This window comes from Caulobacter sp. SSI4214, from assembly GCF_012184455.1.
Classification (GTDB): Bacteria; Pseudomonadota; Alphaproteobacteria; order Caulobacterales; family Caulobacteraceae; genus Caulobacter; species Caulobacter vibrioides_E.
The window spans coordinates 1-14,147 of sequence record NZ_SZWJ01000014.1; the positions used below are offsets into that span (position 1 = coordinate 1).

Annotated in this window: 15 protein-coding genes, 1 tRNA gene and 1 riboswitch; of the genes, 13 read left to right on the forward strand and 3 right to left on the reverse strand. The window is 64.3% G+C overall.

Going from position 1 to position 14,147, the window contains the following annotated elements:
* Positions 1-216 precede the first annotated feature (216 nt).
* Together FCU40_RS06145 and FCU40_RS06150 are read left to right on the forward strand one after the other, a co-directional pair.
* Positions 217-303: transfer RNA gene (locus tag FCU40_RS06145), tRNA-Leu, on the forward strand.
* Between the two features lie 207 nt (positions 304-510).
* A complete protein-coding gene (locus FCU40_RS06150; RefSeq protein WP_004624330.1) occupies positions 511-909 on the forward strand; it encodes a helix-turn-helix domain-containing protein in 399 nt (132 codons plus the stop codon).
* Positions 910-918: 9 nt separating this feature from the next.
* Here the strand turns inward: FCU40_RS06150 and FCU40_RS06155 are convergent, their stop codons facing one another.
* The gene (locus FCU40_RS06155; RefSeq protein ID WP_168073689.1) at positions 919-1,686 is read right to left on the reverse strand and encodes a competence/damage-inducible protein A; all 768 of its coding nucleotides are present in this window, start codon (positions 1,684-1,686) and stop codon (positions 919-921) included.
* Between the two features lie 53 nt (positions 1,687-1,739).
* Here FCU40_RS06155 and sfsA point away from each other — a divergent pair, with 53 nt between their 5' ends.
* The 6 genes from sfsA (at position 1,740) to FCU40_RS06185 (ending at position 6,463) form a co-directional block, all read left to right on the forward strand.
* Positions 1,740-2,456, forward strand: a complete 717-nt coding sequence (gene sfsA, locus FCU40_RS06160) for a DNA/RNA nuclease SfsA (protein WP_168073691.1) — start codon at positions 1,740-1,742, stop codon at positions 2,454-2,456.
* A gap of 55 nt (positions 2,457-2,511) precedes the next feature.
* Positions 2,512-2,844, forward strand: coding sequence for a hypothetical protein (locus tag FCU40_RS06165; protein ID WP_168073693.1), 333 nt, complete (start codon positions 2,512-2,514; stop codon positions 2,842-2,844).
* 85 nt (positions 2,845-2,929) lie between these two features.
* Positions 2,930-3,316 carry a hypothetical protein gene (locus FCU40_RS06170; protein WP_004624322.1) on the forward strand — a complete coding sequence of 129 codons (387 nt, stop codon included), beginning with the start codon at positions 2,930-2,932 and terminating at the stop codon, positions 3,314-3,316.
* 118 nt (positions 3,317-3,434) lie between these two features.
* The gene (gene map, locus FCU40_RS06175; protein ID WP_168073695.1) at positions 3,435-4,265 is read left to right on the forward strand and encodes a type I methionyl aminopeptidase; all 831 of its coding nucleotides are present in this window, start codon (positions 3,435-3,437) and stop codon (positions 4,263-4,265) included.
* 97 nt (positions 4,266-4,362) lie between these two features.
* The gene (radC, locus tag FCU40_RS06180) at positions 4,363-5,016 is read left to right on the forward strand and encodes a DNA repair protein RadC (RefSeq protein ID WP_168073697.1); all 654 of its coding nucleotides are present in this window, start codon (positions 4,363-4,365) and stop codon (positions 5,014-5,016) included.
* 148 nt (positions 5,017-5,164) lie between these two features.
* On the forward strand, positions 5,165-6,463 hold the full coding sequence (locus tag FCU40_RS06185) for a site-specific integrase (RefSeq protein ID WP_012047152.1): 1,299 nt from the start codon (positions 5,165-5,167) through the stop codon (positions 6,461-6,463).
* Positions 6,464-6,483: 20 nt separating this feature from the next.
* On the opposite strand, the gene FCU40_RS06190 is transcribed toward FCU40_RS06185, so the two are convergent.
* On the reverse strand, positions 6,484-7,005 hold the full coding sequence (locus tag FCU40_RS06190; protein WP_275052040.1) for a manganese efflux pump MntP family protein: 522 nt from the start codon (positions 7,003-7,005) through the stop codon (positions 6,484-6,486).
* Between the two features lie 60 nt (positions 7,006-7,065).
* A riboswitch (yybP-ykoY riboswitch) is annotated at positions 7,066-7,215 on the reverse strand.
* Between the two features lie 220 nt (positions 7,216-7,435).
* On the opposite strand from FCU40_RS06190, the gene FCU40_RS06195 reads away from it, so the two are divergent.
* The 3 genes from FCU40_RS06195 to FCU40_RS06205 are packed head-to-tail and all read left to right on the forward strand — an operon-like array spanning position 7,436 to position 11,667.
* A complete protein-coding gene (locus tag FCU40_RS06195; protein WP_074551646.1) occupies positions 7,436-7,771 on the forward strand; it encodes a helix-turn-helix transcriptional regulator in 336 nt (111 codons plus the stop codon).
* On the forward strand, positions 7,764-9,011 hold the full coding sequence (locus tag FCU40_RS06200) for a HipA domain-containing protein (RefSeq protein WP_168073699.1): 1,248 nt from the start codon (positions 7,764-7,766) through the stop codon (positions 9,009-9,011). Before FCU40_RS06195 ends, FCU40_RS06200 begins: the two co-directional genes overlap by 8 nt.
* Before the next feature lie 31 nt (positions 9,012-9,042).
* A complete protein-coding gene (locus FCU40_RS06205; protein ID WP_168073701.1) occupies positions 9,043-11,667 on the forward strand; it encodes an AAA family ATPase in 2,625 nt (874 codons plus the stop codon).
* Positions 11,668-11,749: 82 nt separating this feature from the next.
* Here FCU40_RS06205 and FCU40_RS06210 read toward each other — a convergent pair whose 3' ends face one another.
* Positions 11,750-12,514 (reverse strand): nuclear transport factor 2 family protein, encoded by a 765-nt coding sequence (locus tag FCU40_RS06210; RefSeq protein ID WP_168073710.1) that lies wholly within the window; start codon positions 12,512-12,514, stop codon positions 11,750-11,752.
* A gap of 293 nt (positions 12,515-12,807) precedes the next feature.
* On the opposite strand from FCU40_RS06210, the gene FCU40_RS06215 reads away from it, so the two are divergent.
* Positions 12,808-13,767: a zincin-like metallopeptidase domain-containing protein gene (locus FCU40_RS06215; protein ID WP_168073712.1), complete on the forward strand. Its 960-nt coding sequence runs from the start codon at positions 12,808-12,810 to the stop codon at positions 13,765-13,767.
* Positions 13,764-14,135, forward strand: a complete 372-nt coding sequence (locus FCU40_RS06220; RefSeq protein WP_168073714.1) for a DUF2958 domain-containing protein — start codon at positions 13,764-13,766, stop codon at positions 14,133-14,135. The genes FCU40_RS06215 and FCU40_RS06220 overlap by 4 nt, the downstream gene beginning before the upstream one ends.
* Positions 14,136-14,147 lie beyond the last annotated feature (12 nt).

The window sequence follows — 14,147 nt, forward strand, 5'->3', positions numbered from 1 at the left end:
CGGGCGTCGCGTTCTGGGCCAGGGCGGGGCCCGCCGCCAGCAAGGTCAGGGCCAAGGCCGTCACGATACGCATCTTCGAAATCTCCCCGCTTTCGGTCCGGCTGGACCGTGTTCGGCGGCGACGATTCCGCGCCCGCCCGATCCCGTCAAGCTTGCTTGCGCGGCGAGACGCTCGACGACCTGACCTTCGCCGACTATAGCTGCCACAGGCTTCAGGCGGGCGTGGCGGAACTGGTAGACGCAACGGACTTAAAATCCGTCAGCCGCAAGGCTATGCCGGTTCGATTCCGGCCGCCCGCACCAGCCGTCCCGACCCGCGTTCGGGTTCTATCCGTCGCCCTCCAAGGGGACGCGCCGGACCGGTTTCCCGCCACGGGGGAATCGACCGCGCCAAATGGAATAGGCGTTTCTAGACGCCTCGACTCCGCCCAAGATAACGCCGGTCGCGCATGATGGAGGCCGCCGTCGCGCGCGACCTTCCTTCTCCGCGGTGCGTTCGAGTGAGTGAGCATGGCCGAAGACAAGAGTCCCGATCCCGTCGATATCCACGTGGGCCGGCGTCTGCGTATGCGGCGCAAGGATCTTGGCTATTCGCAGCAAGCCCTCGCCGACGCCCTGGGACTGACGTTCCAGCAGGTGCAGAAGTACGAGGGCGGCGCCAACCGTATCAGCGCGTCGAAGCTGCACGCCACGGCCATGTTCCTGAAGACGCCGATCGGCTTCTTCTTCGAGGGCCTGGACGATCCGGAGGAAGCCGACACCACCGCCGCCGAGCTGGCCAACGAGATGGCCCGCTTCTGGCAGGCGCCGGGCGGCCCGGAGCTGGCCCGCGCCTATGTGGCGATCGCCTCCTCGGGGATGCGCAAGCATCTGGTCGACCTGGCCCGCGCCATCGCCGAGGACGAGTAAGCGCAGGCTCTATTTGGCCTCGGTCGCCAGGAGCTCGATGTTGTTGGCGCCGGCCTCGGTCAGGGCGGTGATCAGCTCGGCGACGGCCGCGTCCAGCTCCTCGGCGTCGCGGCCGCGCAACACCAGATTGGCGCCATAGACATCTGGCGGGCTGAAGAACGGATAGCTGCCCAGCGACATGGCCGGGTGCGCCTTGGCCACCGCCTCCAGCGGCGCGGCGATCACGCCCTCGCCGGTGCCGGTGACCCGCACCGTCTTGCTCAGAACCACCGCGCCCGTGCGCAGGCGCGGCCCGACATCCTCCAACATGCCGCGCATGATCGCGGGCACGCCGGCCAGGACGAAGACGTTCTCCTTCTGGAAGCCGGGCGGGCCCTGGACCGGGTTCTTCACCAGGCTGCCGCCCTCGGGCACGTGGGCCATGCGGCGGCGGGCGGCGTTGGGCTCGCCCCAGCGCTCGCGCAGCATGGCCATGATCTCCGGATGCTCGGGCGCGGTGACGCCGAAGGCCTTGGCGATCGAGTCGGCGGTGATGTCGTCGTGCGTGGGACCTATGCCGCCGGTGGTGATGACGTAGTCGTACTTGGTCCGCAGAGCGTTGACCGCGTCGATGATCTCCTGCTCGACATCGGGCACGACGCGCGCCTCGCAGAGATCGACGCCGTAGGTGGCCAGATAGCGGGCGATGGCGGCCAGGTTGGTGTCCTGGGTGCGGCCAGAGAGAATCTCATCACCGATGATCATCACGGCGGCGGTCACGCGTTCGCTGGTGGTCATCGGCTGGATCCCTTATTGGCCCCGATCGTCAATGCTCTCGACTTAGGCCTCGCATGAAGCTCCCGCAACCGCTGATCCACGGCCGGCTGGTCAGCCGCTACAAGCGCTTCTTCGCCGACCTGGTGCTGGACGACGGGCGGGAGATCACCGCCCATTGTCCGAACCCCGGCGCGATGCTGGGCGTCAAGGCGCCCGGCCAGGGCGCCTGGGTGTCGTGGTCGGACGATCCTAAGCGCAAGCTGGCCTACACCCTGCAGATGGTCGAGCAGGGCGACGCGCTGGTCGGCATCAACACTCTGCTGCCCAACAGGCTGGTCGCCGAGGCCCTGGCGGAGGACGTGATCCCCGAACTCTCGGGCTACGCGACGATCAGGCCCGAGGTGAAGTACGCGGAAGCCAGCCGCGTCGACTTCCTGCTGACCCATCCCGATCGCCCGCCATGCTGGCTGGAGGTCAAGAACTGCCACTTCTCGCGAACGCCGGGCCTGGCCGAGTTTCCCGACTGCAAGGCCGAGCGTTCGACGCGCCACCTCGGCGACCTCGCGGCGCAGGTCGCGCATGGGGATCGGGCCGTCGTGCTGTTCGTGGTCCAGCGCGAGGATTGCGACGCCTTCCAGGCCTGCGCCGACCTCGACCCGGCCTTCGCGCGCGGCCTCGACGCGGCGGCGAAGGCGGGGGTGGAGGTGCTGGTCTATGCCTGCGCGATGGGCATGGAGGCCGTCCGCGTGGCGCGACGGATCGCGTGGCGGGGCTCCGTTGCCGGCAATTAATTTGCAATCCCGGCGAGCCCCCGCCAACCTCGGCGCGACTTGAACGGGGGCGGCGATGAAAGCTCTGGCGACGATCTCGGCGACGGCGATCGCCCTTTCGGCCATGCCGGCGGCGGCCTCGGATGGCGGCGGCCTGCTGACCGCCCTTCGCGTCGGGACGACCTTCGAGGTCTGCCGCGAGAAAGTGAAGGCCGCCTATGCCGGCCCGCGCAAGACCGTCAATGTCGAGCAGTTCAAGACCGACGCCCATGTCGACGCCAACGGCGACCGCGTGGTGCGCTACACGGGCTTCACACAGGAGCCCGGCCAGCCGCGCGTCTCGATCGCCGGCGCGTGCCACGTCCGTCGGGACGGGCCCAGCACGGTCGAGATCGGCAAGCCCGGCTGAGCGCGGTTCACCTAACAGCGAATTAAGCTGCAATCGCCGCCATCTCGGTTACCCCTTTCGAGCTCGCGAACCGAGGGGACCGCGCATGGGGAAGAGCGTGCTGGCCGTCGTCGTCCTGGCGCTGTGCGTCTCGGCGTGCGGGCGGACCGATCCCAACAAGCCCGAGAACGGCCTGATGACCGGCCTGCGCGCCATCTTCGCGTTCAAGGCCTGCACCGGCGAGCTGCGGGACCGCTTTGGGCTGAAGACCGTGTCCGGGGTCTCGTCCGGCGACATGGATCCCGTCGCGGTTGGCCGTCCGGGCGAATGGGACGTCAAGTTCACCGCCGACGTCACCGAGAAGGAAAGCGGCCGCGTCACCCGCTACAAGGGCGTCTGCCACGTGCGGCGCGACAAGCCCACGACCCTGGAGGCCCAGTTCCTCAAGGAGATCCGTCCCGCCACGGACACGGTGCGGCGGATCAACCCTTAGGCCCACTCTTCGCGCCCCACTCTTCGCGCCAAGGGTTGAAATCCGTGCTAGAGTGTCGAGATACGACCCTTCACAGACCTGTTCGCCGCGCGTCGCGGCGGCGGCGCCCGAGTTGAGCATGACCTTGGACAATACCCTCGAGATCGAAGCCGAGACCCGCACGGGCCAGATCAAGATCCACAAGGCCGAGGATTTCGAGGGCATGCGCAAGGCCGGCAAGCTGGCCGCGGAATGCCTGGACATGCTGATCCCGCACGTTCAGCCGGGCGTCTCGTCCGACGAGCTGGACCGCCTGGCCCGCGAGTTCATCCTGGACCACAAGGCCCTGCCCGCCTGCCTCTATTATCGCGGCTATCCGAAGACGGTGTGCATCTCGCGCAATCACGTGGTCTGCCACGGCATCCCGGGCGACTGGGCCCTGCGCGAGGGCGACATCGTCAATATCGACGTGACCGTAATCGTCGACGGCTGGCACGGCGACACCTCGCGCATGTATGGCGTCGGCGAAGTGGGCCCGCGCGCCCGTCGCCTGGTCGAGATCACCTACGAGGGCATGAAGCGCGGCCTCGACGCCGTGAAGCCGGGCGCGACCCTGGGCGACATCGGCCACGCCATCCAGTCCTATGTCGAGGCGCAGCGCTGCTCGGTCGTGCGCGACTTCTGCGGCCATGGCCTGGGCAAGGTGTTCCACGACGCCCCGAACATCCTGCACTTTGGCCGCCCCGGCCAGGGCGCGGTGCTGAAGCCGGGCATGTTCTTCACCGTCGAGCCGATGGTGAACCTGGGCAAGCCCGCCGTGAAGGTGCTGAACGACGGCTGGACCGCCGTGACCCGCGACAAGTCGCTGTCGGCCCAGTGCGAGCACTCGATCGGCGTCACCGAGGACGGCTACGAGATCTTCACCGGCTCGCCGGCCGGCCTGTTCCAGCCGCCGATCCTGGGCGGCTGACCGGGGCTGGATGCGGCCGCAACGCCAAAGGGCATCCAAAACGTCTGGACAACTCTAAAGCGATAACGCCTACTGCTCGTCCAGAGTCGAGGGCGTGATGGTCAGCGTTTCATCCTTGATGATCTCCGATGTCTCGGCGGACGAGGCGCTCGCGCCCATCAAGCCCGCGCGCAAGTCGGCCCATGCCCATCATCTGGGCCACCGCGAGCGGCTGCGGGCGCGCGCCAAGGCCGGCGGTCTGGTCGCCCTGCCCGACTACGAGCTTCTGGAGCTCTTTCTGTTCCGCACCATCCCGCGCGGCGATGTCAAACCGCTGGCCAAGAGGCTGCTGACCCGGTTCGGCTCGTTCGGCGGGGTGCTGGGCGCGTCGATCGAGGAGCTGTGCACGGTCTCCGGCATCGGCGAAGCCGCCGCCATGGACATCAAGCTGCTGCACGAGGCCACGCTGCGCGCCGGCCGCGACAAGATCGTCAAGCGCCCGGTGATCAGCTCATGGAGCGCCCTGCTCGGCTATGTTCGCGTGGCCCTGGCCAACGAGTCGCGCGAGCAGTTCCGCGTCTTGTTTCTCGACAAGAAGAACCAGCTGATCGCCGACGAGGTGATGAACCGCGGCACGGTCGACCACGCCCCGGTCTATCCGCGCGAGGTGATGCGGCGGGCGCTGGAGCTGTCGTCCAGCAATATCATCCTGGTGCACAACCATCCCACTCCACCTATTTCCATCACGCTCGATCACGCTCCTAACCGTTGAATCACTTGAACTTTTAGGCTTGTCGTAGCGCAGGACGTTGTGGCATATTGGGGTCGGTTTTGAGGGGGATCGATCGCCCTTGTGACCCCAGTCGCCGACCCCTGCTAGCCGTCTGGCGACCCCACTTGAAAGCCAATGGGAGAGCCCAGTGCCAAGCCTTACCGATGGAGAAATTCGCCGCGCGCTGAAGCAGGTGGAGCAGACCGGCAAACAGCTAAGCCTGGTCGATGGCGAAGGACATGGCACCGGTCGCCTTGTCCTGGTCATGAAGCCCATGCCCACGCGCGTCACCGCCGATTGGATGGCGCAGCAGTGGCGCGATCAGAAGCGCTTCAAGAAGAAACTGGGCTCATACCCATCCATGTCGCTCAGCAAAGCGCGCGAAGTTTTCACACGCGATTTTGCCGACATGATCCAGAAGGGCCGCAGCATCAAGATTGCCGGCGACACACGTCCAGGCACCGTGGCCGATCTCTTCGAAGCCTATGTCGCTCACCTGAAGGCATCCGAAAAGTCATCTTGGAAAGAGGCTGAAAAAGGCCTCAACAAGATCGCCGACACCCTCGGCCGCAATCGGCCCGCTCGCGACATCGAGCCCGACGAAATCACCGATCTCATCCGACCGATCTATGACCGCGGTAAGCGCTCCATGGCAGATCACGTCCGCAGTTACATCCGATCCGCATATAGCTGGGGTCTGAAATCGGAACACGACTACCGCAACGCGTCGCAGCGGCGTTTCCGGCTGGTCTACAATCCCGCCGCCGGCATCCCCACAGAGCCCAAGAAAGTCGGCACTCGCTGGCTTGATGAAGAAGAATTCCTGCGCCTGTACCGTTGGCTTGAATGTCCGGACGCGCCCGTGCATCCGCCTTACACGCGGGCCGTTCGCATTCTCATGCTCACGGGGCAGCGCGTGGAGGAAATCGCCCGCCTGCATGTCGATCAGTGGGACGCGAAGGAGCGGATCATCGACTGGTCAAAGACCAAGAATGGCAAGCCACACGCCATTCCGGTCCCGGAAGTGGCGGCGGAGTTAATCGAATCGATCAAGCCCAACGCACACGGCTGGTTTTTCCCCTCCGCGACCGACCCAACCAAACCCGTCAGCCACGGCACGCTGTACTCTTTCATGTGGCGTCAGCGCGAGCGCGAGGTGATCCCTGTCGTGACCAACCGCGATCTGCGCAGAACCTGGAAGACGCTCGCAGGTCAGGCCGGCCTCTCCAAGGAAATTCGCGACCGCATACAGAACCACACGCTCCAGGATGTCAGTTCGAAGAGCTACGATCGTTGGAGTTACATGCCCGAGAAGCGGGCAGCCATGAAGAAGTGGAATGCATTCGTCCGAGCGATGCTAACCAAGAAGCGACCCAAGCCGGCAAGAGAGACATCTAGACCGAATATCCGTTCGGGCGTTGAAGGCGCCACCCAACATGCAGCCTGAGAGGCGTCCGCAAAATCGCTCTAAGCCGTCAAGTGCTCTATAAGGATTGACAATCCCAGACCGAAAAGCGCGATCCCAGCGACAGCCTCCGCAATGCGGCCGAAGTGCTCGCCGATCAGCCGACCGATAAGCATGCCCCCCGACGACATGAGGAACGTCGCAAGGCCAATCGCGGTCGCAACCACAACAATGTTGACGTTCAGAAAGGCCAAAGAGACGCCGACGGCCATTGCATCGAGGCTCGTGCCGATTGCGGTTGCCATCAAGACTGTAAACGATCGGCCCACTGGCTTGGCGTCGGCTTTCTTCCATACGGCCGCATAGAGCATATGAAGACCAACCGCAGCGAGCAGGCCAAAGGCGAGCCAGTGATCAACAGCCTGGACGAAGCTGCTCGCGGCAACGCCGGCAGCCCAACCGATAACAGGCGTGATCGCCTCGACTACACCAAAGACCGCGCCGCTGCGTAGCGCTTCTGAATATCGCGGGCGGCCAAGGGCTGCGCCTCTACCCACGGAAACCGCAAAGGCATCGACGGACATGCTGAAAGCAAGCAGGACGACTGCAAAAGGGGACATAGCAGGATAACCAAACGGACATTGAACCGGGTGGCCCTCACCTGTCCGACAAAGGCGAGTTTCACCACGGTCTGGCCGGGCCGGTGAAACCGGCTGATCACACCACGCGCATCGCGCGAGCCTGTTGGCGTGATCCCGCTGTCTGAGCGGTGGCTACTCCCCGATGCGGAAGAGATAGGAAACGACATCGGCAAAGTCCAAATCTAAAAGTCGATACCCATCAGATACTTGCGCTTATAATACTCATTTGCAGGTGGAGCCTTGGTCTTCAGGCTTCGGACGGCCCGCAGCCAAGCGGTCTGGTAGGATGACTGCCGCATCCTGCGGCTGGGCGCTAGGAAAATTGTAATCTTCCTGCTACATATATGCTCAATATGTAGTGTGAAGGTGTCAAATGCCCACTCCCCATAACCCTCCAGCAGCCGTGCGGCGCGCCCTGCGCAAGCTCGGCGCGGACATCCATGACGCTCGCCGTCGCCGCAAGCTGCCCATGGCGGTCGTGGCCGAGCGGGCTTTCACGTCGCGCTCGACCCTGCAGAAGGTCGAGGCAGGCGACACCAACGTCAGCGTCGGCATTTATGCCGGCGTGCTTCAAGCCCTCGGCCTGCTCGACGGTCTGACCCGGGTCGCCGACATCAGCAACGACAGTGTCGGCCAGGCGCTCGCCAGCGCCGAGTTGCCCAAGCACATCCACTTGAAGCGGTCGGCGGGATCGTCCCGCGATGGCTGACTTCGAGGTTCATATCGACCTTAACGGCCGCACCCGCCTGATCGGATTGGCGAGAAGCAATCGTGTGCGAGGCGCCGAGACCATCCTCTTTGAATATGAAGGTGCTTGGCTGCAAGACCCGGAGCGCTTCTCGTTGGAGCCCGCTCTGGCGCTGACCCGCGGCGCCTTCGCGCCGCCAGCCGGCCTTGCCACCTTCGGCTCGATAGGCGATTCCGCACCCGACACATGGGGACGCCGCCTCATGCAGCGCGCTGAGCGCCGCCTTGCTGATCGCGAAGGCCGTGCCGTCCGCACTCTTGTCGAAAGCGATTATTTGCTCGGTGTCGCCGACGAAACCCGGCTCGGCGCACTTCGCTTCCGCTGGGTCGGCGAAGACGCGTTCCAGGCGCCAATCCGCGCCGGCGTTCCAGCTTTGATCGAACTTGGCCGACTTCTCCAGATCACCGAGCGCATCCTGCGCGACGAGGAGACGGAGGAAGATCTCCAGCTCATCTTCGCTCCCGGCTCCTCCCTCGGCGGCGCACGCCCCAAAGCATCAGTAATCGATCAGCACGGTCACCTCTCCATCGCCAAATTCCCGAAGGAGACGGACGACTACAGCATGGAGACCTGGGAGGAGATTGCTCTGCGGCTGGCTGGCCGCGCCGGCATCACAACTCCTCAACACGAGCTGATCAGCGTAGCCGGTAAGGCCGTCATGCTTTCGCGACGCTTTGATCGCGATGGCGCCATCCGAATTCCGTTCCTGTCGGCAATGGCGATGATGGGCGCGAAGGATGGCGAGCGCGGCAGCTACCCGGAGATTGTCGACGCTCTTGCCGAACATGGCGCCCAGGGCAAGACGGATGCCCATGCCCTTTATCGGCGCGTGGTCTTCAACGTCCTGATCTCCAATGTCGACGATCACCTTCGCAATCACGGCTTCCTGTGGCTGGGCAAGGCAGGCTGGTCGCTCTCACCGGCCTACGATCTCAATCCCGTCCCGACCGATCTCAAGGCGCGGGTGCTGACGACGAACATCGATCTCGACGAAGGCACGTGCTCGCTCGAACTGCTGGAGGCCGCCTCCGAGTATTTCGCGCTCACACTGCCGCAGGCGCGCGCGATCATCAAAGAGGTTGCGACCGTGACCGCGACATGGCGGGACACCGCCAAGGCGGTGGGCGCCCGCGCCACCGAGATCAACCGTATGGCCAGCGCCTTCGAGCACGACGACCTCAAGCGGGCGTTGATCCTATGACGCCAGGACGGGTGGCAAGTGGGGGACACAAATGAATAAGCAAGAAGATGATCTTTCGAATGAAGCAACGGCGCTCGCAGACATCCTGAAATGGTCTGCGGATCTGCCAGCCTGGCAGCGCGACACGCTGCGCCGCCTCTGTAACCAACCTAAACTGGAAGCCACGGATGTCGCGGAGTTGGCCGCGATCTGCAAGGGCCTCGATCAGGGCACCCCACTCGACGCCAGCCACATCCGCGATCCCGCCGCGAGCCATGCCGTGGTGACGCTCGGCGCCCTTTACGGTCTGTCCAACGTCAACGCCCTCGCTCCCGGCGAACGGCTGTCCTTCGGCAAAGCGGGCCTCACCATCATCTACGGCGACAACGGCGCCGGCAAATCCGGCTATGCCCGCGTCCTGAAGCAGCTCTGCCGGGCGCGCTCGCCGAAGGGCGACGCGATCCTGCCAAACATCTACGCCGCCACGAGCGGCGCGCCAGCCGCCAGCGTCGAGTTCTTCATCGGCGCCCAAAAACGCAACGCCGCTTGGACGCAGGGCAGCTCGCCAGACGCCATGCTGTCCGCCGTCAGCGTCTTCGACTCACGCACGGCCAATATCCATGTCGAGAACACCAACGACCTCGCGTATACGCCGCTGCCGCTACGCATCCTCGCGGGCCTCGCGCAAGTCTGCCAGGACGTGAAGAGCAAGCTGGCCGCCGAAATCAAGGCCCTCCAGGAGCAAACGCCCACCATCCTGACGACGCCGGACTGCAAGCAGAACACTCCGGTCGGCAAGCTGATCGCCGGTCTCTCGGGCAAGACGAAGCCGGAAACCGTCGAGAAACTCGCCGGCCTCACCGCCGAGGACGAGACGCGCCTTCAAACGCTCACCGCCGATTTGTCGAGCGATCCGGCTCGCACAATCCGCCAGCTTCAGGGCCAAGAGACGCGCATCACCGGCATCATAACGCAGCTTCAGCGCCTGGCCGCATCCGCCACGGATGACAATCGCACGGCCCTTCGCGATGCCCACACGAACCTTGCGAATGCGCGCATGGCCGCCGCCGCAGCGTCCGCCAACCTGTTCTCCAAGGAACCGTTGGCGGACATCGGCTCGGATGTCTGGAAGATCCTGTGGGAAGCCGCCCGCGACTATTCGCGAGCGGCGGCCTATCCCAAACAGCCTTTCCCGGTGACCGGTAGCAAAGCGCACTGCGTCCTATGTCAACAGCCGCTCAGCGAGGAGGCCTCGAGACGGCTCAGCAGCTTCGAGGCCTTTGTGCAGGACGAAAGCAAACGTCGCGAGCAGGAGGCGGCGGACTCCTATGACGACGCCCTGCAGGGCGTCTCGGCCGCGGCAGTCTCGATAAAAGATCTCGCTGCAATCGTCTCATTGATACGAGACGATATCGGCCGCGAGGATCTCGCAAGCGCTTTGCGCCGCGACATGCTCCACCTCGCATGGCGGTTGCGAGCAGTCCTGCGCACCCACGTTCTCGCGACACCGACGGCCCTTCCTCCTGCTGCCGCCCTCTCTCTTGATCCGCTACGCGCAGTGCTGGCCGGCATCGCCGGGCGCATTCAGGCCCTGCAATCCGACGCCAGTTCACCGGAGCGCGCCATGCTCATCACTGAATGTGACGGCCTCAGCGACCGCAAATGGCTCGGCGTTGTGAAGACCGATGTGCTCGCCCAAATCGTTCGCCTCAAAGCCATCGAAGCGATCGAGAAGGCCAGCAAGGACACGGCGACGAACAAGATCACCACCCAGAGCGCCCGTATTGCCCAGGCGCTCGTTACCAACCGCCTGCGCGGACGGTTCGCAATCGAAGTCGACAAGCTCGGCGTCGCCGGCCTCGCGATCGAGCTTCAGCAAGCCAAGACCACCGCCGGCGTTCCCTTCTTCCAGGTCAGGCTGATCAACAAGCCGAACGAACCAGTGGGAAAGGTCCTCAGCGAAGGCGAGCATCGCTGCGTCGCGCTCGCCGCCTTTCTCGCCGAGCTATCGACCATCGATGCGCAATCGGCGATCGTGTTCGACGATCCGGTGTCGTCACTCGATCACTTGCATCGAGACAAGGTCGCCGCCCGTCTAGCAGAAGCTGGCCAGACTCGCCAGGTGATCGTCTTCACCCACGACATGGCGTTTCTGCTCTTGCTCGACGAAGCCTGCCGGACGACAAAGGATCGAGAAGCGACGCCTGTGGCGTATCGCCTGATCAGCCGCGGCACCGAAAATGCTGGTTACTGCCATCAGGATCCCCCGGCCAACGTCATGCCGCTCGACAAGGTCATTGACGGCATGAGAGCGCACCTCGCAAACGTCAAGATCCACCATGAACGCGGCGACCAGGCGAAATGGCTGCGCGAGGTCACGTCGTTCCAGGATCAACTTCGAACCACGTGGGAGCGCGCCGTCGAGGAGGCCGTCGGGCCGGTGATCCGCCGCTTGTCACGCAAGGTCGACACCACGGGACTGATCAAACTCACCGTACTAACGGATGGCGACTGCACCGCGATGCGGTTAGCGTTTGGGCGTTGTTCCGCCCTTCTTCACAGCCAGCCGGGAGAGCTCAATCCGCGGCTACCCGAACCGACGGCCATCGAAGCTGAGATTGATGCACTGGAGAAGTGGATTGCAGATATCCGGGCCCGGCAGGAGAAAGCCGCATAATTATGCTTCTCGCCAAGCCGTCGATATCGATCGGTGTGCAAGGGAATGTCGGGCGCCGCCGGGCGCGTGGAGAAGTGATCGCCTACACCGAACCGCCCAGCGCCTTCAGCATTATTGCGGTGTCCCAGGCGAAGTTTCGCCACTCAACGGGTTGGTCTGCCGCGATCCGGATCACCTGACACATCGGCATGTCAATCAGCGCTCCGGTCGATCTTGCGGTGGCCCGCATTGTTACGGTGCAGACGACGATATCGTCGCCGCATGTGTGGAAGACGGGGTCTGTCGGTTTGATATCGACCCAAGTCTCGACGAACGAGTCGATCCAGCGCCCGAACTCTTCGCGGCCTCTCCATTGGCCTCCATAGGGCAGGGAATCCGGCTGGTGTAGAACGATGTCGGGATGCAACGTTTCGAGCAGTGCAGCTCTATCGGCTGGCACTCCCGAAGCAGAGTAACGGGCTTCCGCCTCATAGAAACGCATCAGAGCGCGAAGTGCCGGTGTTTGTGCATCCATAATTCTAGCATAGACATTCGCCAGATATCTCGGCCACCCGTTTCCTGCGGTTAAACTCATTCGGCGTCCGATTTCCGCGCGCTTGTGCGCGGCCAAATTCTCGGGATGCAGGAAGTCCGGGGCCGCTATTCGGCGGCCACGGCATAGGTCGCCTCGCCTCGCCGCCCTCCGCTTCGGACGGTTGGGCGCGGCGCCTTGGCGCGGTGATTGTTGAAGATGCTCAAATCGATCTTCCACCCATTCGGTGGGAATCTGGCTGCGCGATCCCGATGGATGCGTGGTGGCCATCGCCAGTATCAGGGGTGGCAAAAACGAAGTGCCGAGCTCCGCCACGAGCCCTCCTGTAGTGATCGCGCCGTTCGCCAAATCTGATCCACGCGGATCTCACGCGGGTTGATTCTAGCTCAACGGCTCTGTGCTCAGCCGGAAAGTCTCAATTGCGGCAATACGGAAAGACGGGTTGAGGGGGAATGCCTTCCCCCCGGCCGGCGCCTTGGTCGCCGGCACACCCCCTTCTGCGGGGAGATCCCCGCAACGCCCCCTTTAGAGTAAGAGTGCGGACAGGTTTGCCGTGACGGGTTGAGGGCTGGAGGAGAGGCCTCCGGCGCCCGTCGCGGAGACCCGCGATGTCCAGAAAGACGGCAAGCGCTCGCGCCGGCTCAGACCGGGCGAACCTCTATGACGAGATCACCGACAAAATCGTCGCCGAGCTAGAAGCCGGCCGCGTCCCATGGGTGCAGCCTTGGGGGACGGCGGCGGTGAAGGCGCCGCTCGCCATGCCGAGGAACGCCGCCACCGGCCGGCAATACTCAGGCATCAATGTGCTGATCCTTTGGGGTGCCGTGATCGAACACGGTTATGCCGCACAGACCTGGCTCACCTTCCGCCAGGCGCTCGCACTAGGCGGCAATGTCCGCAAGGGCGAGCACGGCACGACCGTCGTCTACGCTGACCGCTTCGTGCCCGACGATGAAAAACGCCGCGTACGTGAAACCGGCGAGGAAGCCCAGGCGATCCCGTTCCTGAAGCGGTTCACGGTGTTCAACGCCGCCCAGTGCGAGAACCTCGCCGATGACGTTGCCGTTGCTGCGCCGCCTCCGCCGCCCGGATTGATCGAGCCCAGAGTCGAGGCGCTCATCCGCGCAACCGGCATCGACTTCCGTATCGGCGGCAACCGCGCCTTCTACGCGCCGGGGCCCGATTTCGTCATGGTCCCGCCGCCGCAGGCCTATTTCGAACCCATCAACTGGCATCGCACGGCCCTGCACGAACTGGGGCATGCCACAGGTCACGCCTCGCGAGTCGGCCGCGACCTGTCCGGCTCGTATGGCACGAAGAAATACGCGTTCGAAGAACTGGTCGCCGAGATGAACGCTGCCTTCTGTTGCGCATCGCTCGGCATCGTACCGACCGTGCGGCACGCCGATTACATCGGTTCGTGGCTCGAAGTGCTGCGCGAAGACAATCGCGCCATTGTCCGTGCCGCGTCCCAGGCAAGCAAGGCGGCGGATTGGCTGCTCGGTCTGGTGCCGGCCGACAGCACCGAACTACAGGCGGAGCCTTCGACTAACAGGAGGGCGACATGATCCTCCTCACGCCCGAGCTGCGCGAGCAACTCCTCGCCAACGGCCGTGATCGCGACGTCGATCACGTTCCTGTCGTCAAGTTTTTCAACCCGCTCGGCGAAGGCGTCTGGCTCGCGACCGAGCTTGACGCGGACGGCGACACCCTGTTCGGCCTCGCCGATCTCGGTGAGCCCGAGCTGGGCTCATTCAGCCTCGCCGAAATGATCGCCGTCAGGCTTCCGCTCGGTCTCGGCATCGAACGCGACATTCTCTTCGAGGGACTGTTTCCGATCACGGTCTGGGCCGAAACGGCGCGGCGAACCGGCAGCATCCGGGAAGCCGAGCGCGTACTTCACGCCGTCCATCGGTCCAAGCAAGAGGACGGCTGATGCTCGTCCGTC

Coding starts and splice junctions, on each gene's coding strand:
- FCU40_RS06220 (WP_168073714.1), top strand. CDS start 13,764: ATGATCCTCCTCACGCCCGAGCTGCGCGAGCAACTCCTCGCCAACGGC.
- FCU40_RS06165 (WP_168073693.1), top strand. CDS start 2,512: ATGAAAGCTCTGGCGACGATCTCGGCGACGGCGATCGCCCTTTCGGCC.
- radC (WP_168073697.1), top strand. CDS start 4,363: ATGGTCAGCGTTTCATCCTTGATGATCTCCGATGTCTCGGCGGACGAG.
- FCU40_RS06200 (WP_168073699.1), top strand. CDS start 7,764: ATGGCTGACTTCGAGGTTCATATCGACCTTAACGGCCGCACCCGCCTG.
- FCU40_RS06205 (WP_168073701.1), top strand. CDS start 9,043: ATGAATAAGCAAGAAGATGATCTTTCGAATGAAGCAACGGCGCTCGCA.
- FCU40_RS06190 (WP_275052040.1), bottom strand. CDS start 7,005: ATGTCCGTCGATGCCTTTGCGGTTTCCGTGGGTAGAGGCGCAGCCCTT.
- FCU40_RS06155 (WP_168073689.1), bottom strand. CDS start 1,686: ATGACCACCAGCGAACGCGTGACCGCCGCCGTGATGATCATCGGTGAT.
- FCU40_RS06170 (WP_004624322.1), top strand. CDS start 2,930: ATGGGGAAGAGCGTGCTGGCCGTCGTCGTCCTGGCGCTGTGCGTCTCG.
- sfsA (WP_168073691.1), top strand. CDS start 1,740: ATGAAGCTCCCGCAACCGCTGATCCACGGCCGGCTGGTCAGCCGCTAC.
- FCU40_RS06150 (WP_004624330.1), top strand. CDS start 511: ATGGCCGAAGACAAGAGTCCCGATCCCGTCGATATCCACGTGGGCCGG.
- FCU40_RS06215 (WP_168073712.1), top strand. CDS start 12,808: ATGTCCAGAAAGACGGCAAGCGCTCGCGCCGGCTCAGACCGGGCGAAC.
- FCU40_RS06195 (WP_074551646.1), top strand. CDS start 7,436: ATGCCCACTCCCCATAACCCTCCAGCAGCCGTGCGGCGCGCCCTGCGC.
- map (WP_168073695.1), top strand. CDS start 3,435: ATGACCTTGGACAATACCCTCGAGATCGAAGCCGAGACCCGCACGGGC.